Genomic DNA, 25,679 nt, shown 5'->3' with positions numbered 1-25,679 from the left:
CCAAAGGGTTGAATCGGTGCGCCGTCTCATGACAGATGCCGCGCGGTGTGCCGGAGCAGGAAGTCGTCCAGCCGGGGCGCGAGACGGCGCGCGTACGTGGCGGTCAGGTGATGCGCGTCCCGATAGACCAGCACGCCGTCGATCACGGCGGGACAGCGCTCGCCTGGACAGATCGCGTCGTTGAGATCGGCCAGGTGCACCTGGGCCACCAGAGCCGCGGCCCGCTCCTGCGGTACGCCCCAGACGAGCGCGGGCTGCCGGGGCTGGGCACAGGCGCTGAGCCGCTCCCGGTTGGCGGAGACACACTCGGCCATGTCCACCCTGAACGCCGGGGTGTCCCGGAGGACCACCAGCGGCAGCGCCGCTCCGGTCAGCTCCGACCAGGTCCGTGCCAGCGCCTCGGTCTGCGCGTCGGCCGTCGACGGCCCGGGGGCGGGCGTACTGCCCGCCACCAGCGGGATCTGGGTCACGCTGGAGACGATCAGCAGCCGGGGTCGTCGCTGCCCGGTGAGCGCGGTCCGCAGTTCGCGGTTCCACTCCGTACAGCTCTCGTCGACGCGCCCGCCGACGACCGTCGGGGTGGTCATCAACGAACAGGCGGTCTTGATGTAGGTCACCAGCCGCCAGCCGCGCTCCGCCGCAATCTGCTGCAACGCGGGTACCCAGTGCGCCGCGTGCGAGTCGCCGGCCAGCGCCACCTCGACCGGCGAGTCGCGGTCGCCGTAGACGCAGGTGCGCAGACTCGACTCCTGCGCCTGCGTGATGCAGTCGTCCCGATAGACGTCGGGCAGGTCGTCGCGGGCGTGGAGCGGGTCGGGCGTGATCCGGGCGAAGCGGTCCACCAGCGCCGGGTCCCCGCCCGGTGACGCCTGACCCGCTCCGGCGAGTTGCGCGGGACCCGGCGCGGTCGGTGGCCGTACCGCGAGGCTCAGGCCGACCCCGGCCAGCACGGTCAGGCTGGTCGCGACGAGCCCCATCCGCAGGGTGCGGGCCGGGGAGAACTGCGCGTACCGGAACGGGTTCTCCACCAGGTGGTGGGTCAGCACCGCCGGGACCGCGGAGCAGAGGATCATCGCCAGGCCGGCGCCGGTCCCCAACGGACCCCAGTGCGCCTCCGCCACCACCAGCAGTGGCCAGTGCCAGAGATACCAGGAGTACGACACGACGCCGACCGCCCGTAGCGACCGGGTCTCCAACAGCGACGCCGGCCCGTACCGTCCGGCACCCGGCCCGGCCGCGATGACCGCCACCGCGCCGAGCGTGGGTAGCAGCGCGAGGTGTCCCGGATAGGCCGCGTCCGGCCCGATCAGCACCGCGCCGAGGGCGATCAGGCCCATGCCGGTCCAGCCGAGCGCGGTCGCGGCCGGACGGGGCAGCCGGGAGAGGTGGCCGCTCAGGATGGCCAGCGCCCCGCCCAGCGCGAGTTCCCACATCCGGGTGGTGGTGACGAGGTACGCCCGCGCGGGCTCGGCCTGGCTCAGGTGCACCGACCAGGCCAGGGACGGTACGCCGACCAGCGCGATCGCCACGAGCACCGGCATCGACGTCCGGTCCGCGAAGAACCTCCGGCGGTGCCGGCCACGGACGTCCACCGGCGACCGCGCCTCGATCGACTGCGCCCGCCGACGACCGAGCGCCACGGCGACCAGCAGGAGCAGCGGCCAGAGCAGATAGAACTGCTCCTCCACGGCCAGTGACCAGAAGTGCTGGAGGATGCTCGGCGCCTCCTCCGACCGCAGGTAGTCGGTCGACTGTTCGACCAGCCGCCAGTTCATCGCGTAGACCGCGCTGGCCAGGGCGTCCCGGGCGGTCTCGGACCACCGGATCGGCGGCAGGAAGAGGTACGTGAGTAGCATGCTCGCCACGACGACGGCGCTGGCGGCGGGCAACAACCGTTTGGCGCGCCGGACGTAGAACGCGGTGATCGAGATCCGGCCGGTCCGGCGTACCTCGTCGACCAGCAGACCGGTGATCAGGAAGCCGGAGATCACGAAGAAGACGTCGACCGCGACGAAGAATCCCGGCAGCACCGCCACGCCGGCATGCCCGACGAGCACCAGCACGAGCGCGAGACCGCGCAGCCCTTCGACGTCCTCGCGGAACCGGCCCGTCAGGATCGGCCCGGCGCGTTCCACTGATGGCGTCATCTCCACCCCTCTCGGGGCGGAGCATAGAGCCGATATGGTGCCTTTTGACCGTTTTTACCGCGACTGACTCCTGCGGGCCCGGATCACCGCCGTTCGGTGACGACCTCCTTGGAGCCCGGCACCACGTTGCGGGTGGCACGCAGGCTGGTGATCGTCACGACCGTCAGCACACCGATGATGACCAGCAACGACGCCGCCGTCGGGATCAGCGGGACACCTTCCCAGACACCGTGCGCCCAGTGCAGGCCGAGCTTGACGCCGATGAACGCCAGGATCACGGCCAGACCGTAGCTGAGGTGCACCAGGCGGCTGAGCGCGGCGTGCAGCACGAAATAGAGCGCCCGCAGACCCAGCAACGCGAACGCGTTCGTGGCGAAGACGAGGTACGGGTCCTCGGTGATGCCGTAGACCGCCGGCACCGAGTCCACCGCGAAGACCGCATCGGTGGCGAAGACCGCCACCACCACCAACGCCAACGGCGTCAACGCCCGACGGCCGTCGACCCGGACGACCATCTTGGTGCCGTGGTACTCGCGCACGACGGGCATGAACTTGCGCAGCAGTCGCACCGAGCGCATGTTGCCGATGTCGACCGACTGCTCGTGCCCGGTGAACGCGTCCCGCAGCAGCTTCGCGGCGGTGAACAACAGGATCAACGCGAAGATCAGGAACGCGAAGTCCAGCGTCTGCAACGCCGCCGCACCCAACGCGATGAAGACGCTCCGCAGCACCAACGCGCCGGTGATCCCGAACAGCAGCACCCGCTGGGCCAACTCGGCCGGCACCGCGAACGCCGCCAGCAGCAGCATGAACACGAACAGGTTGTCCACCGACAGCGACTTCTCGACCAGATAGCCGGTGAGGAAGTGGACGCCCTGCTCGGAGCCGAACTCGGACCACACCCAGGCACCGAAGATCAGCGGCAGCGCGATGTAGAAGGCCGACCAGCCCAACGCCTCCTTGAGCGACACCCGGTGCGGGCGATGCGTCACCGCGAAGTCGAGCACCAGCAGGGCCAACACCCCGACGATGGTCACCGTCCAGAGCAACGGCGTGCCCACGGAGTGGAGTTCACCGGCGGAGTAAGACAATTCGGGCATGGGCCTTCCTCGAACACCGTGCATGTTCGAGGTCTCCTTCACCCACCGTTCGTGGGCAACCACCCGAGGCACACCCGGGGTGCGCCGTACTGACCGGTATGGTTCGTGGGAAGTACTCCCCTCGTACCGCCAAGGTTAGGACAGCCCGCCCCGGGCCGCCAGGCGTCGGCGCGCGGCGAGTCGGTGTGGCGGTTCCCTGCCCCTTCCACGCGAGGTCGGCGACCCCGAACGGGGTCCGGTCGTGGTGGAGATCACCAGGTCCCTGGCCTGTCGCCGGGCCGCTCGGCGGCGTACTCGGCACATGCACCGGGTAGCTACGGAACTTTGCACCGAACCAGCACCACCCGTGGAGGTGATCGGATGACCGGGACGTTGCAGCAGCTCGTCGACCGCAACGACCTCGAGCTGATCCGCGGGTGGCTGGACAGCAGACCGCCGTACGAGATCGCTGACGAACTCGCCCGACTCGACGGAGTCACCGCCGGGGTGCCGTTCCGGCTGCTCGACAAGGACCCGGCACTCGCCGTCTTCGAGGAACTGGACCCCGTGGACCAGCAGCGCATCCTGGTGGGGCTGCGCGACCAGGCGTTCCACGAGCTGGTCGAGGAGATGGATCCGGACGACCGGGCCCGCATGCTCACCGAGGCGCCGGCCAAGGTCGCCCGACGCGTCCTGGCCGGGCTCTCGCCGCGCGAGCGCCAGATGACCGCCGAACTGCTCGGATACCCGCCCGGCTCGGTCGGGCAGATCATGACGCCGGAGGCGGTCGCGCTGCCCCGGCAGGTCACCGCCGCCCAGGCCCTCGACGTGGTCCGGCGCAAGGGCGCCGAGGCCGAGACCGTGTACGTGCTGCCGGTGGTCGACCCGGGCCGCCGTCTGGTCGGCGTGGTGGAGTTGCGGGACTTGGTGCTGAGCGCCGCCGACGTACCGGTCGCCGACCTGGTGGACACCCACGTCTTCCGGGCACGCGCCACCGACCCGGCCGAGGAGGCAGCCCGCCTGGTGCGGGAGACCAACACCCTCGCCCTGCCGGTCGTGGACAGCGAGGACCGGCTCGTCGGCCTGCTCACCTTCGACGACGCGATGGAGATCATCGAAGCGGCGGACACCGAGGACGTGGCCCGGCAGGCCGGCACCGCGCCCTGGCCCGGCCACTACATGGCGGTCAGCGTCTGGCGGTTGGCCCGCTCCCGGGCACCCTGGTTGCTGCTGCTCATCGTCGCCTCGGTACTCACCGTCAACGTGCTCCAGGCGTTCGAGGCCACGCTGGCGCAGGTGACCGCGCTGGCCCTGTTCATCCCGCTGCTCGTGGGCACCGGCGGGAACGCGGGCGCGCAGGCCACCACCTCGGCCGTACGCGCCCTCGCGTTGGGTGAGTTGCGCGGCTCGGACCTGCCGGCGGTGATCTGGCGGGAGTCGCGGGTCGGCCTGCTCCTCGGCGCGATGCTGGCAGCGGTCGGCCTGGTGGTCGGCGTGGTCGTGGTCGGTGGTGAGATCGCCGTGGTCGTCGGCGTCTCTCTGGTCATCATCTGTGCCTGGGCCGCCACCGTCGGCGCCACCATGCCGCTGCTGGCCAAGCGGCTCCGCATCGACCCGGCGGTCGTCTCCGCGCCGATGGTGACCACCCTCGTCGACGCCACCGGGCTGATCATCTATTTCGCCGTCGCCCACCTGGTCCTGACGTTCTGACCCGGACCCGGCCGCGGCGGCATCCGCCCGGCGTCCGCACCCGGCGGGCCTGTCGTGGGCCCGCCGGGCGTGGAGCGGTGGGTCAGCGTTGCAGGGTGAGCAGTCCGGGGCGGTAGGGCAGGAGGCCGTAGTCGCCGCCGGAGTTCGGTGCACGGCCCTGGTAGAGGAGTTGGAGGTTGCAGGCGTTGACGGTCATGGTCTGGTCGGCGTTGGTGCGTAGCAGTTCGCCGTGGCTGATGTCGTTGGTCCAGGTGGCGCCGCTGTTGGCTTTGCCGGCGAAGGGGTTGTTCTCGGTGGCGGCCTGTGGGGTCCAGGTGCCACCCAGGCTCGTCGCGGTGAACGAGCGGAAGTAGCGTCCTTGGGAGCCGATGGCTTCGACGAGCATGAGGTAGCGGTTTTCGCCTTCGAGTTTGTAGACCTGGACGCCTTCGAAGAGGTTGTTGGTGGTGTCGGTCATGATCGTGGTGTAGTTCGAACCGAAGTTGCCGGGGAAGTTGCCGATGGGCATGCTGGCGCGGTAGATGCGGCCGTTGTCGCCGGCGAAGAAGAGGTACATGTTCTGGCTGTCGCCGATGAGGGCCTGGTCGATGGGGCCGGTGCCGGAGTTGGTGATGGATCCGGTGAACAGGGTTTGTGCCGGTCCCCAACTGTTGACGTCTGCCGGGTTGGTGGAGGTGCGGTAGGAGAAGGCGGGGCCGCCCCACTGGTAGGCGAGGATCCAGATGTTGCGGGGGGCGAAGTAGAACAGGGAGGGGGCGACGGCGGAGAAGGGCATCGGGTTCTGGCTGGCGGAGCCCATCTGGTTCCAGTTGGAGAACAGGCCGAAGTTCATCGAGCCCCAGCTGGTGCCGGTGTCGTGGGTGGTGGCGTAGACGAGTTGCTGGCCGTTGTAGGGGGCGTGGGTGAAGTCCTTCAACGACACCCAACCCGAGCGGGGCTGCGCCAACGCGCCGGTCGAGGACCACCGGTACGACGACGGCAGCGAGCAGGTACCCGACGGCGGCGGCGTGGTCGGCGGCGGAGTGGTCGGCGGCGGGGTCGTCGGTGTGGTGCCACCGTTGCAGGCCACGCCGTTGAGGGCGAAGTTGGTCGGTGTCGGGTTGCTGCTCGTCCAGGAGCCGTTGAACCCGAAGGACACCGAGCCGTTGGTCGGGATCGAGCCGTTGTAGCTGACGTTCCTCGCGGTCACCGCCGTGCCGCTCTGCGTCAGCGTGGTGTTCCACGACTGCGTCACCGTCTGCCCGGCCCCGAAGGACCAGGTCAGCGTCCAACTGGACACCGCGTCACCGAGATTGGTGATCGACACGTTGGCGCCGAAGCCGCCCTGCCACTGCGACGCCACGGCGTACGTGACCGAGCAGCCCGCCGCCGCAGCGCCGGCTGGCGGCGCGACGACGGCCACCGCCGACGTCGCCAGCATCGCCACACCGGCCGACACCAGACTGGCATTGACCATTCTGGATCTAGCCATAAAGCATCCTTCCCAGCACTGAGTCGACCGACGCATTTGCGAAGGTCATTGTTAGGTGAGCGTTAACATACGTGTCAGGCATGCTACGGGAGCGCTCCCAACCCCTCAACCTTTGACGACGGTGGATGCGATTTAGGTCTTTACGCCCACCGGTGAGCGGTGTCGGCCCTCACCCTCGCCTGGGTACGGGTACTCAACGCGGTCCCGTTCCCGCGCTCAGGTGTCGGCACGTCGACGCGAACAGGATGGCGACATGGCCGAACTGCCGCACCGACACATCGCACTGGGTACCGCCGAGTCGCCGCTTCCGGCGCTGGCCGCGCGGTGCCGTCAGACGACGCTGGCGACCGGCGGACGCGCGGTCGCCGCACTGACCCGGATCGCCGGTCGCCACCCCGCCGGATGGCGGTGGCTGGCCCGGCGACACCACCCGTTCCTGGACCGGCTGGCCGCGGCGAACGCACAGGCCGTCTGCGAGCGGGCCGCCCGGCACGTCCCCGCGTACCAGTCCTTCCTGCGCGCCCGCCCGGCCCGCGCCCGCCGCCGACTGACCGACTTCCCGGAGACCGACAAGCACGGGTACGTGACAGCGCACGCCGCCGCCGCACGGTGCTGGCACGGCCGCATGCCGTCCCGCGGCGTGGTGGTCGACGAGTCGGCCGGCTCGTCCGGACGGCCGTTCAACTGGCCCCGGGGAGACCGGGAACTGCGCGCGGTGCACCGGGACATCGCCGGCTACACCGGGCTGGTCTTCCCGATGCGTCGAGCGTTCGTCATCAACGCGTACTCGATGGGGGCCTGGGCCACCGGGACCACGACCGGCGCGGCGATGTCCCGGATCGCGGTCGTGAAGAACACCGGCCCGGACCTCGGGAAGATCGTCGACACGCTGCACGAGTTCGGCCCCGACTACGACTACCTGGTCACCGCCTACCCGCCGTTCCTCAAACACCTGCGGGACCGGCTCGACGCCGGTGGCTTCGAGTGGGGGAAGTACCGCATCTTCGCCAGTTGCGGGGGCGAGGGCATGACCGAGGCGCTGCGCGACTACCTGGAGCAGCGGTTCGCCCTGGTCCGCTCCGCGTACGGGGCCTCGGACCTGACCATCGGCATCGGTGCCGAGACCCGGTTCACGGTGTGGCTGCGGCGGCGGTTGCAGACCGACCGGGGGCTACGCGCCGAGCTGCTCGGCGCCGACGAGCAGCGATTGCCGATGGTCTTCCAGTACAACCCGTTCGCCACCTACCTGGAAACCAACGACCGCCGCGAGCTGGTCTGCACGGTCACCGGTGAGGTGCTCCAGCCCCGGCTGCGCTACAACATCGGCGACGAGGCGGTACTCGTGCCGTACCAGCGGATCGTCGAACTGGCACACGCCGACCCGGTCCGCCGGGCCGAGTTCCGCACCGCCGTCTCCGTCGAGCGGATGACCCTGCCGGTGCTGCTGCTGTTCGGCCGGCGCGACTCCACCGTCTCCTACCTGGGGGCCAACCTCTATCCGCAGGACGTCGAGTACGGCCTCTACACCGGCAACCCGCACGCCGCCGAGATCAACCGCTTCTGCCTGACGCTGGTCGAGGACGCGTCGCTGGAGACCCGGCCGGTGATCCACATCGAACTGCGCCGCCCGCTGCCCGCGTCGCAGCGCGACGCGCTCGTCGCCGCCTGCCGGGGTGGGGTACGCCGCCACCTCACCTCGGTCTCCCGGGACTTCGCACAGTCACTGCTGGAGGACCCGACCGCCGGTGACCTGCGGGTGGAGCTGCACGAGCCCGGTGACGGCCCGTTCACCGGCGATCAGAAGATCAAGAACGTCTACCTGGTGAGGTGACCATGCGTACCCGTGACTTCTCCCGCGCGCCCGCGCAGGCCCGCGCCGGCGCCATGTTCATCGGCGGGACCCGCTACGCCAGCCCGCTGGTGCTGCTGCGGCTCGCCCCGGACTGGTTCCGGATGGTCCGCGACATGCGACGGATGTCCGGCTACTGCTGGCACACCGTCTACTGGCAGTTCCCGCTCACGCTCGGCACGATCGCGTTCTTCACCGACCGCGACGCGATGCTGCGCTTCGCGCGTACCCGGCACCACCGGAAACTGATGGCCTGGCTGACCGACGGCACCCGCAACGCGACCGCCGGGTTCATCCGGCTCTACACGGCCTCGCCGGACGGCTACTCGAACGGCACCTGGCGGGCCGAGGGCCCGGAGATGGGGCACATCGACACGTTCACTCCGCTCGGCGCGGAGACGACCGGCCCGGCGGTGATCCGGTGAGTGCCGACGGATACCGCTTCGAGCGGATCACCTGCCGCCGTGGCCTGCGGGAGTTCCTCGGGCTCACCGACCGTCTGTACGCCGACGAGCCGCGCCACGTGCCCATCCCGCGCCAGCAGATCCGGCAGTGGTGGCAGGACGGCATCCCGATGTACGTGCTGCGGGACGCCACCGGCGCGGTGGTCGGCCGGACCACCCTGCACATCGACGCGGCCTTCGACGCCAAGATCGGCCGACGGTGTCAGCTCTTCGGGCTGACCGAGTTCACCGCCGAGGCCGCCCGGCCGCTGTTCGACGCGATCTCCACCCACGCCGATCCCGACCGGGACCTGCTCTTCGGCCCGGTGGCGCTGCTGCCCAACCAGGCCGGCGGCGTGATCACCTCCGGGTACGCCGAACGTGGCTTCGTCGACAGCGCCTGGAACCCGGCGCACTACGCGGCGGCCTACGAGGCGTACGGGTTCCAGCGCCGGTTCGAGTCCGACACCTGGATCTGCCCGGTGCCCACACCGGCCGAACCGGCGCCCCCGGTACGCGTCGACCCGGACGGGGCGCGGATCGAGCTGCACCGCGGTGACGTACGGCGACTCGACGACCAACTCGACCTGCTGCGCGGCATGTTGAACGACTCCTTCGCCCAGCTCGGGTACTACACCCCGATCTGCGCCTGGCAGCTCCGGCGGCAGACCGACGGGCTGGCGTACCTGCTGGACGAGTCGTTGCTGCTCTATCTGACCCGGGACGGTCAGCCGGTCGCGTTCACGCTGTGTGTTCCGGACATCAGCGAGTTCATGGTGGCGGTCCGGGGCGACCTGCACCTGGTCAACCAGATCCGGCTGCTCGGCACCCGCCGCCGCTACCGGCGGGAGGCGGTGCTGATCGTCAAGGGCGTCGTCCCGGAGTACCAGGGGCGCGGCTACCAACGGCTGCTCTCCACGCACCTGCACCACAACCTGCACACCGCCGGATACACGGCGCTGCGCAGCACCTATGTCGGACGGGACAACCCGGCGTCGGCGGCCCAGTACCGGCGGCTCGGTGGCCGCCCGCTGCACGGCTACACGTTCTACGCCAAGGAGCGGTAGGTGGACGTCGCCGCGTTCCGCGCGCTCGAACCGCTCTGCTGGCGGGCGCCGAGCGCGCACAACACCCAGCCGTGGCGGCTGCGCTACGAACCCGGGCAGATCCGGGTCGGGTGGGACCCGGCGTACACCCTGCCGGCGGCCGACCCCGGCGGCCGGGACCTGCGCCTGTCCCTGGGCGCGTTCGTGGAGACCTGCCTGATCGTCGCCGCGGACGCCGACCTGTCGCTGGAGTACGTCGCCGACCACGACGATCCGTGGGTGGGGCGGCTCCGGCCGGCGTCGAGCCGCTACCCGACCCCCTTCCGCACCACCGAGGTCTGGGATCGGCGTACCCATCGGGGCGGTTTCGTCAGCGGTCCGGACAGCGACGCGGTCGCGGCGGTGGACGCGGTCGCCCGGCGGGCCGGTGGCAGCGTCCGGACCCTGCCGCACGCCGACCGCCTCGGCGCGCTCCTGCGCGAGGCCGACCGGCAGGTGTACGCGGACCCGGCGGTCGTCGCCGAGCTGCGCCGCTGGCTGCGGCTGACCCCGACCCATCCCGACTACCACGCCGACGGCCTCACCGACCGCTGCCTCGGGCTGTCCCGCCCGGCCGCGAGCGGGCTGCGGGCTGCGCTGGCCGCCTATCCGGCGCTGCGACGGCTGGGATTGCCGAGGCTGCTCGCCGCCGCCGACGACCCGCTCGCCCGGGGAGGCGACGTGCTGGTCCTGGTCGCGCCGGAAGGGCTGGATCGGGTCGGGCAGGTGGAATTCGGGCGGGTACTGCTGCGGTGTTGGCTGACACTGCACGCGGCCGGGTTGGCGGCACACCCGTTGAGTCAGCTCGTCGACGTCGCGGCCACCCGGACGGCGCTCGCCGCGCTCCTGGGCGTGGCACCGGATCGACTGCTGCATGTCACCCGGGTGGGCCGCCCCACCCGACCGGCTCCCCGCTCGTCCCGCCGCCGCTGAGGCTGTGATGTAAGGAAGGGTCCCCTTCAGTGCACCAGGCGTTAGCAGGGGACCCTTCCTTTCACCACGGCCGGGTTGCGTACGGCCGCCTCGGAGGCGACGCGCCGCAACATTGACATCGATCGTTGACGCGGCATACATTCGTGCCGATCTGGCAAGCGCTTTCATCATCGCCCCCGTCCTGGGCACAGCAGGGCGGCCTCCGCCGCACCTTGGGAGCGCTCCCGTCTCTGCGTCGTCACCGACGGCAGGTCGAGGCATCCAATTTCGAGGAGGACCAGCGCAGCGATGAAAAGGCGAATGAGAACGTTCACACACAATGCCGCCCGGGTGACCGCCGGGGCCGTACTCCTGGCGTCGGCGGGAGTCGCCGTGGCGATGCCCGCCGGTGCGGCGGCAGCCGGTTGCACGGTCAACTACACCGTCTCGTCGCAGTGGCAGGGCGGCTTCGGTGCCAACGTCACCATCACCAACAACGGTGATCCGCTCACGAGCTGGGCACTCACCTGGTCCTTCAACGCCGGACAGACCGTCGACCAGGCGTGGAACGCCACGGTGAGCCAGAGCGGCGCCGCCGTCACCGCCCGGAACGTCAGCTACAACGGCGCCGTACCCACCAACGGCACGGTCTCGTTCGGCTTCAACGGGTCCTGGACCGGCAGCAACCCCGCCCCCAGCATCTTCGCGCTCAACGGTGTGGGCTGCACCGGCGGCACCATCCCCAGCCCACCGCCGACCACCCCGCCGCCGACGACCCCACCGCCCACCACGCCGCCGCCCACCGGCGCGGCCGACATCACGGTCAACAACGCCACCCGCTACCAGACGGTCGACGGGTTCGGGGCCGCCGTGTCGATCTGGGGCAGCGCGTGGTCGACCGCCGAGACTCAGACGCTGGTCGGGCTGGGCAACAACCAACTCGGCCTGTCGATCGTCCGGACCGGTATCTCGCCGGTCTCCGGTGAGTGGCCGACGCAGGTCAACGCGCTACGGACGGCGAAGTCGTACGGGTCGGGCGTGAAGATCCTCGCCTCGCCCTGGACGGCACCGGCGGCGTGGAAGACGAACAACAGCCGGATCAACGGCGGCAAGCTGCGGACCGACTACTACGACGACTACGCCAACCACCTGAACAGCTACGTCCAGTACATGCGCGGCCAGGGCGTGCCGATCGACGTCACCTCGGTGCAGAACGAGCCGGACTGGCACCCGGACTACGACTCGATGGACTGGAGCGGCACCGAACTGCGCAACTTCGTACGCGACCACGGCACGCGGGTGCAGAACACCAAGCTGATGGTCGCCGAGGCGGTGAACCTGAACTACACCTACACCGACCCGACGCTCAACGACACCACCGCCCGGAACAACATCGGCTACATCGGCGGGCACCTGTACGGCACCGAGGCGTCCGGGCGACTGCGGTCGTACCCGCTGGCCGACCAGCACAACAAGCCGGTGTGGATGACCGAGTGGAACCTGCACGAAGCCGACGGAAACGGGTCCAACATCTGGGGCAACCCGGGCAACCAGACCGTCTGGAACGAGACGCTCGACGACATCATGCGGACGGTGCACCGCTCGATGGAGGCGAACTGGACCGCCTACGTCTGGTGGTACGGCAAGCGCTACTACTCCTTCATCGGTGACGGCGAGGCTGCCTTCGGCACCACGGCCGGCGCACCGCTCAAGCGGGGGTACGCCTTCTCGCAGTACTCCAAGTACGTCCGCCCCGGCTACCAGCGGGTCGCCCTGGCCAAGAGCGCCAAGGCCGCGCCGCTGGAGGTGACCGCGTACCAGGGTGGCGGGAAGACCACCCTGGTGATCCTCAACCGCTCGACCAGCGCGGTCAACAACGCGGTGATCCAGGTGCCGCAGTCCGTCACCCGGGCGGAGCACTACCTGACCTCGCTCAACGCCAACGCTGCCAGCCAGTCGACCAGCGTCAACGGCGGACAGGTCTCGGTCAACGTGGGCGCGCGCAGTATCTCCACGGTCGTCCTGACCCACTGAGCACCCGGACGGCAACTGCGTGGCACGCGTGATCGCGCGCCACGCGGTTGTCGCGGGGCGTCCGGTAGCTGTGATCGTGGTCCCGGTCGGGTCGATCGTCGGCGCTGTCGGTCCCGGATGTGATGCTGACCGTCGTGATCGTGACGTTCGACAGTGAGTTGTGGATCTGGGCTGCCCGGCGTGACGAGAGCTGGACCTTCGTCAGTCTGCCGGTCGGGGCGTCGGAGGAGATCCGCGAGCTCTCCGGTGGGACCCGTCGGGGTTTCGGTGCGGTACGCGTCCGGGCCGCGATCGGCGGCAGCCGGTGGACGACCTCGGTGTTCCCGGACAGCAACCGTGGTTGCTACGTCCTTCCGGTCAAGCGGGCCGTCCGCACCGCCGAGGCGCTCGACGTGGGTGACACCGCCACCGTGACCGTCGAACTGGTCGATAACGGATGACGGCGGTGTCGTTGGCAGGCATCAGAGGCGCAGCCACCACGGGCCGGTGTCGGCCACACCGAAGTCGTTGCCGGGGTGTCCGACCGGCCCCGGCGTGCCGTTGGGCAGGGCCGGGTCGGAGATCCGCAGGACCACCCAGTCACCGTCGGTGGCGCGCAGCGGCACGGTGACCTCGGTGAGCCACCCGCTGACGGTGTCCACGACGTCGACCTGCACGGGCATGTTCTCGGTCGTATTCGCGTCGAATTCCGGTGCGCCTGGCATGCCTCGCTACCATCCAGAATAACCGCCTTCCCGGCGACTCGAATCCTCGTCGACATCGTGGAAATTCCACAGCAGACCGGAGAGGACTGCCGCTCATGAGAAGTGAGCATCCTTCCCCACTCGATGACGACGGGACTCGTCGCGAGGACCTTTCGATCCCCTCGGAAGCGTCCGCCGACACCGATTCCGGAAACACCGATTTCGCCGACCCGGGCGGCACCGCCGACATCGTCGGGCAGCGCACGCCGCCGGCAGGCGAGGAGGTGGCCGCCGAGCCCTCGCCGTCCGATCCGGCGGAGGCCGACGCCCCGGCGACGGGTACCGGTCGGCAGCGGCTCCGGCGTGTGCTGAGGTCGGTCCCGGGTCTGATCGGGATCGTCGCCGGCCTGGTCGGGATCGTCGCCGGTATCGCGGCGCTGATGCCGAAGGAGCAGCAGCCGGACCCGTTCCGGCAGGCGTTGTTCACCGAACCGTTCACCTCGACCGCCAGCGATCCGGACGAGGTCCGGCAACGGTATGCGCTCTGGGTCGACACCGCCGACGACGACACCGACGTGTGGCGCAGCGAGGTGGACACCGCGCAGGGACTGTTCCGGCTCTCCAACCAGACCGGCTCCAGCGCCATCCACTACATCTGGATCAACGCGACCAACGCCGGCGACGCGGTGCCGGTCGACATGACCGACAGACCGGTCTCCGTCGACGTACGAATTGCGCAACGGAGCCGGTCCACCAGCGCGGCCGGACTGATGTACCGGTGGTCCGGGCAGCCGAAGCAGTACTACGCATTTCTGCTTTCCGGGGACGGCACCTATTCGTTCGTGGCGCGCAGCGACGCACTCGGATTCTCCTACCGCCTGACCGAGCGTTCCGAACAGATAACCGCCGACGGATGGAACAGCCTGGCCGTCGTCGGCAGGGGCGCGCAGCTCGATCTCTACATCAACGGCGCGAAGGTGAAGACGGTCGACGCCGTCGACTTCCCGGACGGCACCACGGGAGTCATCGCGACCAGTCTCGGCGCGTTCGAGTTCGACAACTTCCGCATCTACGGGTGACGGCACCGCCACCCTCGACGGTGACGGAGTGTCGATCTCTGTACGGCCCTGACCAGGAGCGACCCGAGCCGTAACAGCCCTGGAACACCCTTGACATCGAAAGGCGACCCCCGCCACACTACCGATGCTAATTCGATTTAGCACAGGACCAGGTCCACAGAGTACCGAAACGGGTCATAACCCCCCACCGGGCAGTAGCCCACGTGGCCCAGGAGGAGGCTCTCCATGTCCGACCGCCCCGCGCCTCGTCGCGCAGACCCCACCCACCTTCAGCGGCTCCGGCGGCAGTGAGCCGGAGCCCAGAGCCAGGGTCCGAACACGACCACCAGATCCGAACAGCACCGCGAGAAGCGGTTGTAGAGGAGTGTGCTCAGTTGAAGACAGAGACCGGAAGGCGCAGGCTCAGGCGTACCGTCTCGTTGCTCGCGACCATGTCACTCGGAGTCGGCCTCATCGTCTCCGCGCCGGCCGCCGCCTCGGCCAAGCCCGCGGCCAAGGAGGGTGCGACCGTCAAGGCGGACAAGCACTCACCGACCGGATACACGGTCACCTTCGTCTACCGCAATCCGAACGCCACCCAGGTCCGTCTCGCCGGGGACCTGACCCTGCTCGACGTGAACACCGGCAACACGCGGTACCAGCCGGAGCAGTGGCAGCCGGGTCGGTACCACGCCGGGGGAACCGAGTTCCTCCGCGACATGACCAGGGACAAGAAGGGCAACTGGTCGGTCTCGCTGCCGCTGCACGCGGGCGGCATCAGCTACTGGTACCGGGTCTGGGACCCGACCCAGGGCTGGGAGAACAAGCGCATCTGGGACCCGGCCTCGACGAACCCGCGTCCGCCGGGTGAGTCCTCGTTCCGGACCCGGAACAACGACGTCCTCGACGCCGTGTACGTGCCGTACGCGGCGAAGCAGAACGACCCGGTGCTCAAGGGCCGTGCCGAGTACGAGCTGCCGGCCAAGCCCAAGGACCGGGGCACCGTCCGATACGTCCCGTACACCACCATCCTCGGCGACAGCGGCCACTACCTCGGTGTCTACCTGCCGCCCGGCTACGACCCCAAGCGCGCGCAGCCGTACAAGGTGGCGTACCTGGCGCACGGCATCTTCGGTGACGAGACCGACTTCATGGTGCCGGCGAACGTCCCGAACATCCTGGACAACATGACCGCGAAGGGCGAGATCGAGCCCACCGTGGTCGTCACCATGGGCAACCACTTCACGGGCACCAGCCTCGGTTTCGCCTCGTACAACCAGACCAACGCCGCCGACAACCTGGTCCAGACGATCCTGCCGCTCATCGAGGACCGGTACAACGTCGCCACCGACCGGTCCGGCCGGGCGTACGCCGGGTTCTCCTACGGCGGTATGACCGGCGCCCACGTGATCCGGGGCTACCCGACCACGTTCGGGTACTACGGTCACTTCTCCGGCAACCCGTCGCTGAGCGCGCAGGACTACGACAACGTCGCGAACGCCGTCGGCGACGACGACCTCCTCGTCTTCCTCGGCAACGGCGTCTTCGAGGGCAACCTCAACAACCAGAACGCCATCGCCGACAACTTCCGGGCCCGTGGGTACACCGCCCACACCACCCAGGTTCCCGGCGCGCACGACGGCATGACCGCGAGCCAGCTCTTCACGATCTTCGCCCGGGACCACCTCTGGACGGGCGTCGACACGGTCGGTGACGCCCGTGCCAAGGTCAAGGCGAAGGCCGCGCCCGCGTCGGTCCCCGCCGGGCGCGCGTTCACGCTCGACGTCGAGGTGCGGGCACAGACCCAGCACAAGAAGTCCCCGACGCCGACCGGCGAGGTCACCGTGACCTTCGCCGGGACCACGCACGTGGTGGCGCTGAACAAGGGCAAGGCCGTCGTGAAGCTGCCGACCACCGGGCTGTCCGCCGGGTCGTACGCGGTGCACGTCGCCTACTCCGGTGACCGGACCTACGCGCCCACCGCAGAGGTGCACCAGAAGCTGCGGGTGCGCTGATCCGATGAGCATGGTGGGCCGGTGACCTCCCCCGTCCTCGGCCCACCGTCACCGGCGGGGCCGCGTCATCCCTGACGCGGCCCCGTCGGGGTGTCCGGCAGCCGGACGGTGAACAGGCTGCCCTCGCCCAGGGTGCTCTGCACGTCGATGGTGCCGCCGTGGGCGCTGACCAGGTGCTGGGTGATCGCCAGGCCGAGGCCGCTGCCGCCGGTCGCGCGGGTACGGGACCCGTCCGCCCGCCAGAACCGATCGAAGATCTTCGGCAGGTGATCGGCCGCGATGCCCACCCCGGTGTCCCGTACGGTGATCGTGTTCTGCTGCGCGGCGACGGTGACCGACCCGCCGGGCGGGGTGTACCGGATCGCGTTCGAGACCAGGTTGCCGACGATCTGCCGTAGCCGGACCGCGTCGGCCGACAGCACCGGGTCGTCCTCGATCTGCACGGTCAGCGCGATCCCGGCCGCCTGTGCCGTACCCCGGTGGCTGTCCACCACCTGCGTGACCACGTCCCGGACGTAGGTCGGCTCGGGATGGATCCGCAGCGTGCCGGCGTCCGCGGCGGCCAGGTCGGCGAGGTCGTCGATGATGTGCTGGAGCAGCACCGCCTCCTCGTGCAACAGACCGAGCAGTTGGGCGTCGGTCGGCGCGAGATCGTCCTGGGCCGCCTCCAGCCAACTCCGGATGTTGGTCAGCGGGGTACGTAGCTCGTGTGCGACGTCGCTGACCATGGCGCGTCGCTGTGCCTCGGCGCGGTCCCGGCGGTGGATCGAGTCGTTCAGCGCCCGGGCCAGCCGCCCGATTTCGTCCGGTGCGGAGACCGGAGCCGGTCGCTGCCGGTCGACGGCGTCGGTGAGCGTCCGCAACGGACGGACCAGCCGGCGGCCGACCAGCACGGTGACGATGATGGTGGCGACCAGCACCGCACCGGTCACCGTGACGATGCGGACGGTGTTCTCGCCGGAGAGGGTGAACGTGGTCTGGTCGGCGCCGCTGTCCGGTGCGGTGATGAACAGCAGCACGGCCGGGGCCACGTGCGACTGGAGCATGCTCCGCCGCGACCTCTCCACACACTCGCTGATCCGGGCCGCTTCGTCCGCGTCCACGTCGACCCGGAAGGTCTCCTGTGGGGCGGGGCGGGCACTGCGCTCGTCGACCCAGATGTTGGTCAGGTACGCGCTGAAGTCGGGCAGGATCTCCAGTCCCTCGTCCTCGGCCAGGTCGAGGCAGTCGCCCGTCAGCCGGCTGAGGGTCCGCAGCGCCTTCTCCTCGGCACCACTGGCCGTGGACGGCTTCGCCTCGCAGCTACCTGCCGCTCCGCGCGGATCCGGCGTGGTCAGCACGACGGTGAATCGCCCGTCGGGCAGCGACTCGATCCTTCCGCCCAGCCGGCTCCGCCGTAGGCACTCCAACTGTTCCTTGGCGCTCGCGAGCAGTTCGTCGCGTACGTCGTCGGGCACCCGGAACGGCCCGACCGCCCGAGGGTCGATGCGGTCGGTGCCGCCGGTGAGCCCGAGGTCCAGGTTCAGCGGATCGACCACGGCAGCCGGGCGGGCGGCGTGCAGCGGCGGACCGTCGCGCGTGTCGGCCACGACCGCCCGGTCCTCCGTCATCAGGGTGATCCGCCGGTCCAGCCCGGCGGCCCGCTGCTCGATGAGCGGTGACACCCCGGACCAGTCCGGGTGGGTGGCCGCGTACTCGATCAGCTCGTTGTAGACCTCGGTGTTCTCGGCGAGCGAGCGACCCTGCTCCTGGCTGATGGCCCGGGTCGCGGTCCGGGTGGCGAGCCATGCGGTGGACGTGATCGCGGCGATCGCGATCAGCACCGAGGTGACCAGCAACCGGGTCACCAGACTGTGCCGGATCGGCACCCGCCGGGTGCTCACCGTGTCTTCGCCGGACCGCCGGCCAGCTTGTAGCCGACCCCGAAGACGGTGACCAGCCAGGCCGGGCGCTGCGGATCGCGTTCTATCTTGCGGCGCAGGTTCATCACGTGGACGTCGATGGTCCGCTCGGTCGAGCTGCGGTCGACGCCACGGGTGTGGTGCAGCAGTTGACCTCGGGTGAAGACCCGGTTCGGCTGCTTCACCATCGCCGCCAGGATGGCGAACTCACCCCGGGTGCAGGCGACCCGTACGCCGTCCACGGTCACCTGGTGGGCGGTCGGGTCGACCTCGATCGGTCCGACCCGCAGCAGCCCGGCGTCGGCGGACGGTGCTGCGCCGGGTTTCGCCCGCCGCAGCAGGGTGCGGACCCGGGCCATCAGCTCCCGAGGGCTGTACGGCTTGGTCAGGTAGTCGTCCGCGCCGAGGTCCAGTCCGGTCAGCAGGTCGTCCTCGGTGGACCTGGCGGTCAGCATCAGCACCAGCACGTCGGACTCCCGGCGCAGGGCCTGGCACACCTGGAGACCGTCCAGCTCCGGCATCATCACGTCCAGCACCAGCAGGTCGGGGCGGAGCCGACGGGCCGTGTCCAGCGCCGCCCGGCCGTCGTGCACCACCACGGCGTCGTGGCCCTCGGCGGTCAGGTATCGGCGTACCACCTCGGCCTGGCGGGGATCGTCGTCAGCGACCAGCACCTGTGCACACATGGCGGCGATGATAGGTCTGGATTCCCGTCGGCAGGGCTCCGGCGGCCATACCTGACAGGTTTCTAACGACCGCTGGACACCCTCGTCGGCATGGATCCGAAGCATGACGCCCCGACCGAGTTCATCCCGCGTGTACCCGAGCCGCCGGTACGGCGACGCGGTATGCGGTGGCTCGCCGTGGGCCTCGTGGTGGCGGTGCTCACGGTGGGTTCCGGGATCGTGGTCACCCGGCAGCGGGCCGACGCCCAGCCGGCCTCGGGGGACACGGACGCGGTCGCGACCACGCCGATCGCGCGCCGCGACCTGTCGACCACCCGGACGCTGCCCGGCAGCCTCGGGTACGGCCCGACGCGCCCGCTGGCCGGGCACCTGACCGCGACGGTCACCTGGCTGCCGAAGGCCGGCACCACCGTCAAGCGCGGCGGGCAACTGTTCCGGGCCGACGACCGCCCGGTGGTGCTGTTCTACGGCAGCCTGCCGATGTACCGGGACATCGCCGGATCGAACCTGGTCGGCCGGGACGTCCGGGTGGTCGCGGACAACCTTCGCGCGCTCGGTTACCCGATCGGCCGGCAGCCGTCGCCCGGCGAGCGGGTGACGCCGCAGCCCCCGACCCAGAGCGCCGCCGACGGCGACGCTGACGACGAGCCGACGGCGGCAGCGGGATCCCCGGCAGCATCGCACCAGGTACGCAGCGGCGAGGGCGTCCTCACGCCCGCACTGGTCACGGCGATCAAACGCTGGCAGACCGACCTCGGTGTGCCGGCGACCGGCACGATCCCGGTGGGACACGTCGAGGTCGCGAGCGGCGCGGTCCGGGTGGACTCGGTGACCGGCCAACCCGGTGACCCGGCGGAGACGCCCCTGCTGTCGGTGACCTCGGTCCGCAAGGTGATCACCGTCGGTGCCGAACTCACCGACGCCGCCTCGATCAAGCGAGGGGACCGGGTCACCGTCGGCCTGCCCGACGACCGCGAGGTCCCCGCCCGGGTCGTCTCCGTCGGCCGTGACCTCGTCACCAGCGACGCCGGCATCGCGAGCGGCCCGCCCCTGCTGACCGTGACGGTGGCCGTCGACAAGCCGCAGACCATCGCCGACCTCGATTCCGGCGAGGTGCAGGTGCAGTTCACCGGGCGTACCGCCACCGACGTGCTGGTCGCGCCGGTCGAGGCGCTGGTGGCGTTGCGTGAGGGCGGCTACGCCGTGCAGGCGCCCGGCGGGCTGGTCGCGGTACGCACCGGCATGTTCGCCGACGGCTGGGTCGAGATCACCGGCGAGGGGCTGACCGAGGGCACCGAGGTGGTGGTGCCCTCGTGACCGCGCCCGTGCTCTCGGTACGCCACGCGTCCATGGTCTATCCCGGTGGGGTCACCGCGCTGGCCGACGTGAGCCTGGACGTCGCCGCCGGAGAACTGGTGGCCGTCGTCGGACCCTCCGGGTCGGGGAAGTCGACCCTGCTCAACATCATCGGCACGTTGGACCGGCCCACCTCGGGCACCGTCCACATCGCCGGTCAGGACGTCGCGACGCTCGGGGACCGGCGGCTGTCGGCGCTGCGGGCCCGGGAGATCGGCTTCGTCTTCCAGCAGTTCCACCTCTCCGACGGGCTCAGCGCCGTCGACAACGTCGCCACCGGTCTGCTCTACGCCGGGGTGCCCCGACGACAGCGGCGGGAGCACGCCCTGCGTGCCCTGGGCCGGGTCGGCCTGGCGCACCGCACCGGGCACCGCCCGGGGCAGTTGTCCGGCGGCGAGAAGCAGCGCGTCGCGATCGCCCGCGCCCTGGCCAACCAACCGTCGCTGGTCCTGGCCGACGAACCCACCGGCGCACTCGACACCGCCACCGGGCAGTCCGTGCTACGGCTGCTGCGCCGGCTCAACGAGGAAGGCACCACCATCGTGCTGATCACCCACGACCGCGGTATCGCCGCGTCCCTGCCCCGGCAGATCGAGATCCGCGACGGGCGACTGATCCGCGACGACACGCAGTCGTCGCTCGTCCCGGCGCGTGCCGTGGAGTCGGGCGGCCCGGCCCGTGCCGTGGAGTCGGGCGGCCCGGCCGGCGATGTGGTGTCGGACCGGTGACCCGGCCGATCGACCGGGCACCACGGCCGGCCCGGCTGGCCCTGCCGGATCTGCTCGCGCTCGGGTTGACCGGCCTGCGGGCCCGCCCGCTGCGGGCGGTGCTGTCGGCGCTGGGTATCGCCATCGGCATCGCCACGATGATCGTGGTCACCGGCATCCCGGCCGCCGGGCAGGCCGCGTTGCTGACCGAGTTGACCGCGCTCGGTACGAACTCTCTCCAGGCGATGGCGGCCCCGGACCGAGACCCACCGGTCAAGCTGCCGGAGTCGGCGGTGGGGATGGTGCAGCGGATCGGCCCGGTCACGGCGGTCAGCGCGGTCGGCAACACCCGCACCGTGGTACGTCGCAACGACCATCTCGACCCCACGGACGGCTCCGGCCTGACCGTGCTCGCCAGTCACCTGGACCTGTTGCCCACCATCAACGCGCGGATCCGTGCCGGTAGCTGGCTGAACCCGGCCACGGCGGACTTCCCCACCGTCGTCCTCGGCTCGGTGGCCGCCACCCGGCTCGGCATCGCCGATCTGCCCGCCGGACAGCCCGCACCGCAGGTGACGATCGCGGACCGCCGGTTCACCGTGATCGGCATCCTGGCCGAGACTCCGCTGTCCCCGGACATCGACCGATCGGTGCTGGTCGGTTGGCCGGCGGCCCGCAGTGAGCTGCGGTTCGACGGCCACCCCACGGTGATCTACATCCGTTGCGAGGAGTCACAACTGGAGGCGGTACGCGGGGTGCTGGCGGAGACGATCTCACCGGAGCGGCCCGGCACGGTGGTGGTGAGCCGTCCCTCCGACGCGTTGGCCGCGAAGCGGGCCACCGAGGGCAACTTCTCCGTGCTCTTCCTGGCGCTGGCTGCGGTAGCCCTGCTGGTCGGGGGCATCGGGGTGGCCAACACGATGGTCGTCTCGGTCCTGGAGCGGCGGGCCGAGATCGGCCTGCGGCGGGCGCTCGGGGCGACCCGTGGACAGATCCGGGGTCAGTTCCTGACCGAGTCGACCGTGCTGGCGGCACTCGGCGGTCTGGTCGGTACGGCGGTGGGACTGCTCGCCACCGTCGGGTACGCGGCCTGGCAGGGCTGGCCGTTGGTGCTGCCCGGCCAGGCGGCGGTCCTCGGAGTCGGCGGTGCCGTGGTGATCGGCGTGCTCGCCGGTGTCTACCCCTGCGTACGCGCGGCCCGGCTGCCCCCGACGCAGGCCCTCGCCGCCGCGTGAGCCTGCCCCCGCCCGGCGCTCGGCGCAGGGCGGCGAACGACAAGAGCGCGGCGGCCGGAGGACCGGCCGCCGCGCTCCGCTGTGAAAGGAAGGGCACCTTCCTAACGCCTCGTGTATAGGAAGGGTCCCCTCCTTACATCTCACCCCGACAACTCACGCCGACATCTCGCGGTGCTCGGCGGAGCGTCGTCAGTTCGACTCGGCGGCCACCTTGCGCTCACACTCGGGGGCGAGATCCAGGCCCATGCTGATCGAACGGGAGTGGTTCTGGTCCCCGCCGAAGGCGAGCGAGACGCCGTCCTCGGAGACCTCCACGTACTTGACGCCCTTGTCCTTGAGGCACTTCACGACGGCGACCGCGAAGTCCCGCGCCTCCGGGTTGGCCGGGTCCTTCTCCCACGGCGGCAGCGGATAGTACTTCGGCTCACAGATCCGGTTCGCCGCCTCGTACGCCTCCGCCTCCTTGGCGTTGGTCTCGCCGGACGGTCGGCCGGGGTGCCCGGCGGTCAACCTGTCCGCTACGCCCTGCTGCTTCAGGCACTTGCGGTACGGCCCGAGCAGCGCCTGGTACTCCTCCGGCGTGGTGTCGAGCCGCTCGCGCGGACGTTCCTCCTTCGGCTGCGCCGAGCCGGTCCGTTCCGGCTCGGGGGTGGCCAGTGAGGCCACCTGCCCGGTGCCGTCGTCCGTCTTCTGCTCGTCGGCCGTCGACCCGCAGGCCGACAACGCGATCAGCATGACGGCACTCATCAACAGCGTCCGATTCCTGCGCATGACAACGCCTTTCGTCCGATCGGTCCGGGAGGCTCCCGGGCCACTGCGGCCGGTTCTCGACCCGGCCGCAGCCAGCCTCGCGAGCGGACGTGAGGAACATGTCAGGTCGATGTTCTCCCGGCAGGGCATCGGCGGAGGGCCACGTCGGGCTCAGCTCTGGGTGATCACGGGGTCCGCGGCGAGGCTCTCGGTGCGTTGACCGACGAGGGTACGCAGCCGATTCGCGTCGTCAGTCACGGTCTGCGCGTCCTGCCCGTCGACGCTCGACAACACCTCGGTGATGCCGTCGAGCGCCGCCAGGGCCGCGCCGTCGGCGTAGACCTGCCGATAGAGCGCGCGGTACGCGTCCTCGTACACCTGCGTGAACGTCTCGCTGGCGAGGAAGCGCTCCTTGAGGAGGTGGCCGCCACCACCGGGACCGGCACCACCGGGTCCACCGTTGTCGGGACGCCCCGCGCGGTCGGGCCTCGCGTCGGCTACTTCGGGATCGAAGCCCGGCGGGGCGGTATCCGGGGCGGTGAAGCCCGGAGGTGCTCCGCCCTCGGTCTCGGCACCCTGCTGACCGGTCGTCGGGCGGGTGGCACCCCCGCCCCGGAAACCACCACCGAGGCGACCCTGCTCGTGCGGGCCCTGACCGGCGTCACCGCTGAAGGTGAGGTTGTAGTCCCAGCCGATCACGGTGAACTTCTTGCTCGTCAGGTCGTACCAGAGGTAGTAGTTGCGACCCGGCCCGGACATGTCGTCGAAGTTGAGCAGCAGGTTCTGCCAGGCGACGTACCGGGCGAAGGACTCCACGTCGACCCGGTCGGCGAGCTGTTCGTCGAACTCGGTGTCGCTGGCGTTCTCGACCCACCTGATCAGGTCGATCACCGGTTGCAGATCCTGGCTGCCCTTCATGGTGATCTGTTTGAAGTCGTCGTCGTAGGCGGTCGGATCGTCGCCCTGGTCGGTGAAGCTGCCGGTGGCCAGCGACTTGTAGAGCACACCACTGCCGTCGATCTTCGCGGTGAAGTTCTCGTCGGGATGCTCCACCACCAGCCGGGCGGTGGTCGGCCGGTCGTTGACGGTGAAGCTGGTGTACGCGTACTCCTGGGCCACCTCACCGGCGTCACCGAGCAGGTCGAGCGTCACCGCCTCGTTGAGCACCGTGGAGCCGCCGCCCATCCCGGCGACGCGGAGGGAGAGTTCCCGGTGTCCCTGATAGCGGCGACCGTCGACGTACTCGTCGAAGCGGATGAGCCAGGGCAGGTTCTCCGGTTCCTCGGCCTGGAGCGAGATCCGCGACATCCCGCCGCCGTTCGGCGCGAGGTCGGCCCCGTCCGGGATGACGCCGTCGCCGGGGGCGCCCTCCGGTCCGGCCGGGCCGGTGCCGGAGGGCTGGTCCTGACCGCCGCGTTGCCGTCGCCCGCCGTCCTGGTCGCCGCCGGGTCTCGCGCCGTTCGGTCCGGCGGCGCCCTGCGGGGTCTCGCCGTTGCGGCTCAGGCTGCGCAGCGTGGAGTTCCCCTTCAGCCGGATACCGACGCTGGGCACGCTGGTGCCGTCGATGACCAGGTCCGCCTCGATGTAGTCCTTCTCGCCCTCGGCGTAGAAGGTGTCCAACATCCGCTGGTAGTCCGCGTCGCGATAGACGAGCGTGATGCTGTGTGCCGCGGTCTCGTCGAACAGGTCCACGGTGCCGACGATGTCCTGGGTGACCACGTCACCGCCGACCGCGCTGCTGGTGACGTACGGGCGGATGCGCACCGTGCTGAGCGTCACCGTGAGGACGAGCAGGAAGGCGACGCAGCCGGCCAGGAACTTCCAGTAGTGCCGGACCCGGACCGGGATCCGGTGCTTGAGCCTCATCACAGGTCCGTCTGGTCGTAGCCGGTGAGCACCGTGACCCGCTGACCGCCGGTGCGCTCGGCCAACGCGGCGATCAGTTGACCGGGCTCGGTGCCCTTCCTGAGCCGCACCGTGTACATGATCTCGGTCAACGCGCCGCCACGAATCGTCTCCATGCTCACCAGCTCGAACTCACTGGTGTGGCGGACCAACACGTCCTGGATGGACTCGGTGTAGTTCGCCACCGGCGGGACCTGCACCTTCACCACCTGCCGCTGCACGTTTGCGGCGAACCAGTTGAAGCGGTACATCAACACGATGATCATGCTGATCGCGACGGCGGCGACCACGGCCAGGATGTAGAACCGGGTGCCGCAGGCCATGCCGACACCCATCACCAGGAAGATGAAACCGACGTCCCGGGTCTCCTTGATGGCGTTCCGGAAGCGCACCACGGACAGCGCACCGACCAGAGCGAACGCGCGGGCGATGTTGGACCCGACGACGAGCATGATCAGCGAGATGAGCATGCCGAGGATGACGAGCGTCTGCACGTACGACTGGCTGTACGAGATGTTCCGGTGGGTGAATCGGTAGACCCAGCCGATCATCGCGCTGAGCAGGAACGACAGCGACAGGGCGAGGGCGATGTCGCCGACGCTGAACGTACCGGAGAGGTCCTGGAATTCGAACGGCATGAGGATGTGTGCTCT

At 70.1% G+C, this 25,679-nt stretch carries 21 protein-coding genes; 12 read left to right on the top strand and 9 right to left on the bottom strand.

Translation table 11 applies throughout. The features are described 5' to 3' along the window. Positions 1 to 26: 26 nt before the first annotated feature. The gene (locus ACIBMZ_RS25965) at positions 27 to 2,147 is read right to left on the bottom strand and encodes an acyltransferase family protein (RefSeq protein WP_396698109.1); all 2,121 of its coding nucleotides are present in this window, start codon (positions 2,145 to 2,147) and stop codon (positions 27 to 29) included. 83 nt (positions 2,148 to 2,230) lie between these two features. Beyond that, on the bottom strand, positions 2,231 to 3,247 hold the full coding sequence (locus ACIBMZ_RS25960) for a TerC/Alx family metal homeostasis membrane protein (protein ID WP_396698107.1): 1,017 nt from the start codon (positions 3,245 to 3,247) through the stop codon (positions 2,231 to 2,233). Between the two features lie 360 nt (positions 3,248 to 3,607). On the opposite strand from ACIBMZ_RS25960, the gene mgtE reads away from it, so the two are divergent. Further along, positions 3,608 to 4,936 carry a magnesium transporter gene (gene mgtE, locus ACIBMZ_RS25955; protein WP_396698105.1) on the top strand — a complete coding sequence of 443 codons (1,329 nt, stop codon included), beginning with the start codon at positions 3,608 to 3,610 and terminating at the stop codon, positions 4,934 to 4,936. 82 nt (positions 4,937 to 5,018) lie between these two features. Here mgtE and ACIBMZ_RS25950 read toward each other — a convergent pair whose 3' ends face one another. Beyond that, positions 5,019 to 6,407, bottom strand: coding sequence for a non-reducing end alpha-L-arabinofuranosidase family hydrolase (locus ACIBMZ_RS25950; protein ID WP_396698103.1), 1,389 nt, complete (start codon positions 6,405 to 6,407; stop codon positions 5,019 to 5,021). A gap of 253 nt (positions 6,408 to 6,660) precedes the next feature. Here ACIBMZ_RS25950 and ACIBMZ_RS25945 point away from each other — a divergent pair, with 253 nt between their 5' ends. The 6 genes from ACIBMZ_RS25945 (at position 6,661) to ACIBMZ_RS25920 (ending at position 13,170) form a co-directional block, all read left to right on the top strand. Next, on the top strand, positions 6,661 to 8,238 hold the full coding sequence (locus ACIBMZ_RS25945; RefSeq protein ID WP_396698102.1) for a phenylacetate--CoA ligase family protein: 1,578 nt from the start codon (positions 6,661 to 6,663) through the stop codon (positions 8,236 to 8,238). A 2-nt stretch (positions 8,239 to 8,240) separates the two neighbouring features. Continuing rightward, positions 8,241 to 8,681, top strand: a complete 441-nt coding sequence (locus tag ACIBMZ_RS25940; protein WP_396698100.1) for a DUF4188 domain-containing protein — start codon at positions 8,241 to 8,243, stop codon at positions 8,679 to 8,681. Beyond that, on the top strand, positions 8,678 to 9,766 hold the full coding sequence (locus ACIBMZ_RS25935; RefSeq protein ID WP_396698098.1) for a hypothetical protein: 1,089 nt from the start codon (positions 8,678 to 8,680) through the stop codon (positions 9,764 to 9,766). Before ACIBMZ_RS25940 ends, ACIBMZ_RS25935 begins: the two co-directional genes overlap by 4 nt. After that, positions 9,767 to 10,717, top strand: a complete 951-nt coding sequence (locus tag ACIBMZ_RS25930) for a nitroreductase (protein ID WP_396698096.1) — start codon at positions 9,767 to 9,769, stop codon at positions 10,715 to 10,717. A 300-nt stretch (positions 10,718 to 11,017) separates the two neighbouring features. Next, on the top strand, positions 11,018 to 12,730 hold the full coding sequence (locus tag ACIBMZ_RS25925; RefSeq protein WP_396698093.1) for a cellulose binding domain-containing protein: 1,713 nt from the start codon (positions 11,018 to 11,020) through the stop codon (positions 12,728 to 12,730). Between the two features lie 134 nt (positions 12,731 to 12,864). Then, on the top strand, positions 12,865 to 13,170 hold the full coding sequence (locus tag ACIBMZ_RS25920; RefSeq protein WP_396698091.1) for a DUF1905 domain-containing protein: 306 nt from the start codon (positions 12,865 to 12,867) through the stop codon (positions 13,168 to 13,170). Between the two features lie 21 nt (positions 13,171 to 13,191). On the opposite strand, the gene ACIBMZ_RS25915 is transcribed toward ACIBMZ_RS25920, so the two are convergent. Then, complete coding sequence (locus tag ACIBMZ_RS25915) at positions 13,192 to 13,392, bottom strand: hypothetical protein (protein ID WP_396698089.1); 201 nt, start codon at positions 13,390 to 13,392, stop codon at positions 13,192 to 13,194. 137 nt (positions 13,393 to 13,529) lie between these two features. Here ACIBMZ_RS25915 and ACIBMZ_RS25910 point away from each other — a divergent pair, with 137 nt between their 5' ends. Beyond that, positions 13,530 to 14,492: a LamG-like jellyroll fold domain-containing protein gene (locus ACIBMZ_RS25910; protein WP_396698087.1), complete on the top strand. Its 963-nt coding sequence runs from the start codon at positions 13,530 to 13,532 to the stop codon at positions 14,490 to 14,492. A gap of 431 nt (positions 14,493 to 14,923) precedes the next feature. Further along, on the top strand, positions 14,924 to 16,486 hold the full coding sequence (locus ACIBMZ_RS25905; RefSeq protein WP_396698085.1) for an alpha/beta hydrolase-fold protein: 1,563 nt from the start codon (positions 14,924 to 14,926) through the stop codon (positions 16,484 to 16,486). Positions 16,487 to 16,551: 65 nt separating this feature from the next. Here ACIBMZ_RS25905 and ACIBMZ_RS25900 read toward each other — a convergent pair whose 3' ends face one another. Then, a complete protein-coding gene (locus ACIBMZ_RS25900; RefSeq protein WP_396698083.1) occupies positions 16,552 to 18,369 on the bottom strand; it encodes a sensor histidine kinase in 1,818 nt (605 codons plus the stop codon). Further along, on the bottom strand, positions 18,366 to 19,073 hold the full coding sequence (locus ACIBMZ_RS25895; protein ID WP_396698081.1) for a response regulator: 708 nt from the start codon (positions 19,071 to 19,073) through the stop codon (positions 18,366 to 18,368). The genes ACIBMZ_RS25900 and ACIBMZ_RS25895 overlap by 4 nt, the downstream gene beginning before the upstream one ends. 90 nt (positions 19,074 to 19,163) lie before the next feature. Between ACIBMZ_RS25895 and ACIBMZ_RS25890 the strand changes: the two genes are divergently transcribed. From ACIBMZ_RS25890 to ACIBMZ_RS25880, 3 genes are read left to right on the top strand one after another with little or no spacing between them, the layout of a single operon-like run. Next, positions 19,164 to 20,390 carry an efflux RND transporter periplasmic adaptor subunit gene (locus ACIBMZ_RS25890; RefSeq protein WP_396698079.1) on the top strand — a complete coding sequence of 409 codons (1,227 nt, stop codon included), beginning with the start codon at positions 19,164 to 19,166 and terminating at the stop codon, positions 20,388 to 20,390. Then, entirely contained in the window at positions 20,387 to 21,157 is a 771-nt protein-coding gene (locus ACIBMZ_RS25885; RefSeq protein WP_396698077.1) for an ABC transporter ATP-binding protein, read from the top strand. The genes ACIBMZ_RS25890 and ACIBMZ_RS25885 overlap by 4 nt, the downstream gene beginning before the upstream one ends. Beyond that, positions 21,154 to 22,371: an ABC transporter permease gene (locus tag ACIBMZ_RS25880; protein ID WP_396698075.1), complete on the top strand. Its 1,218-nt coding sequence runs from the start codon at positions 21,154 to 21,156 to the stop codon at positions 22,369 to 22,371. The genes ACIBMZ_RS25885 and ACIBMZ_RS25880 overlap by 4 nt, the downstream gene beginning before the upstream one ends. Positions 22,372 to 22,560: 189 nt before the next feature. Here ACIBMZ_RS25880 and ACIBMZ_RS25875 read toward each other — a convergent pair whose 3' ends face one another. From ACIBMZ_RS25875 to ACIBMZ_RS25865, 3 genes are all read right to left on the bottom strand, one after another. Further along, positions 22,561 to 23,142: a hypothetical protein gene (locus tag ACIBMZ_RS25875; protein ID WP_396698072.1), complete on the bottom strand. Its 582-nt coding sequence runs from the start codon at positions 23,140 to 23,142 to the stop codon at positions 22,561 to 22,563. Positions 23,143 to 23,292: 150 nt separating this feature from the next. Continuing rightward, positions 23,293 to 24,987 (bottom strand): CotH kinase family protein, encoded by a 1,695-nt coding sequence (locus ACIBMZ_RS25870; RefSeq protein ID WP_396698071.1) that lies wholly within the window; start codon positions 24,985 to 24,987, stop codon positions 23,293 to 23,295. Further along, the gene (locus ACIBMZ_RS25865) at positions 24,987 to 25,664 is read right to left on the bottom strand and encodes a DUF4956 domain-containing protein (RefSeq protein WP_396698069.1); all 678 of its coding nucleotides are present in this window, start codon (positions 25,662 to 25,664) and stop codon (positions 24,987 to 24,989) included. Before ACIBMZ_RS25865 ends, ACIBMZ_RS25870 begins: the two co-directional genes overlap by 1 nt. Positions 25,665 to 25,679 lie beyond the last annotated feature (15 nt).

The sequence above is a fragment of the Micromonospora sp. NPDC049900 genome (assembly GCF_044461025.1).
In the GTDB taxonomy this organism is placed as follows: domain Bacteria; phylum Actinomycetota; class Actinomycetes; order Mycobacteriales; family Micromonosporaceae; genus Micromonospora.
The sequence above is the reverse complement of the archived record's forward strand: the minus strand, read 5'-3'. Positions and strand labels throughout refer to the sequence as shown.

Bases quoted from the DNA above. Each gene is read 5' to 3' on its own strand.
- ACIBMZ_RS25965 (WP_396698109.1), bottom strand. From the start codon at position 2,147: ATGACGCCATCAGTGGAACGCGCCGGGCCGATCCTGACGGGCCGGTTC.
- ACIBMZ_RS25960 (WP_396698107.1), bottom strand. From the start codon at position 3,247: ATGCCCGAATTGTCTTACTCCGCCGGTGAACTCCACTCCGTGGGCACG.
- mgtE (WP_396698105.1), top strand. From the start codon at position 3,608: ATGACCGGGACGTTGCAGCAGCTCGTCGACCGCAACGACCTCGAGCTG.
- ACIBMZ_RS25950 (WP_396698103.1), bottom strand. From the start codon at position 6,407: ATGGCTAGATCCAGAATGGTCAATGCCAGTCTGGTGTCGGCCGGTGTG.
- ACIBMZ_RS25945 (WP_396698102.1), top strand. From the start codon at position 6,661: ATGGCCGAACTGCCGCACCGACACATCGCACTGGGTACCGCCGAGTCG.
- ACIBMZ_RS25940 (WP_396698100.1), top strand. From the start codon at position 8,241: ATGCGTACCCGTGACTTCTCCCGCGCGCCCGCGCAGGCCCGCGCCGGC.
- ACIBMZ_RS25925 (WP_396698093.1), top strand. From the start codon at position 11,018: ATGAGAACGTTCACACACAATGCCGCCCGGGTGACCGCCGGGGCCGTA.
- ACIBMZ_RS25915 (WP_396698089.1), bottom strand. From the start codon at position 13,392: ATGCCCGTGCAGGTCGACGTCGTGGACACCGTCAGCGGGTGGCTCACC.
- ACIBMZ_RS25910 (WP_396698087.1), top strand. From the start codon at position 13,530: ATGAGAAGTGAGCATCCTTCCCCACTCGATGACGACGGGACTCGTCGC.
- ACIBMZ_RS25905 (WP_396698085.1), top strand. From the start codon at position 14,924: ATGTCACTCGGAGTCGGCCTCATCGTCTCCGCGCCGGCCGCCGCCTCG.
- ACIBMZ_RS25895 (WP_396698081.1), bottom strand. From the start codon at position 19,073: ATGTGTGCACAGGTGCTGGTCGCTGACGACGATCCCCGCCAGGCCGAG.
- ACIBMZ_RS25890 (WP_396698079.1), top strand. From the start codon at position 19,164: ATGGATCCGAAGCATGACGCCCCGACCGAGTTCATCCCGCGTGTACCC.
- ACIBMZ_RS25875 (WP_396698072.1), bottom strand. From the start codon at position 23,142: ATGCGCAGGAATCGGACGCTGTTGATGAGTGCCGTCATGCTGATCGCG.
- ACIBMZ_RS25870 (WP_396698071.1), bottom strand. From the start codon at position 24,987: ATGAGGCTCAAGCACCGGATCCCGGTCCGGGTCCGGCACTACTGGAAG.
- ACIBMZ_RS25865 (WP_396698069.1), bottom strand. From the start codon at position 25,664: ATGCCGTTCGAATTCCAGGACCTCTCCGGTACGTTCAGCGTCGGCGAC.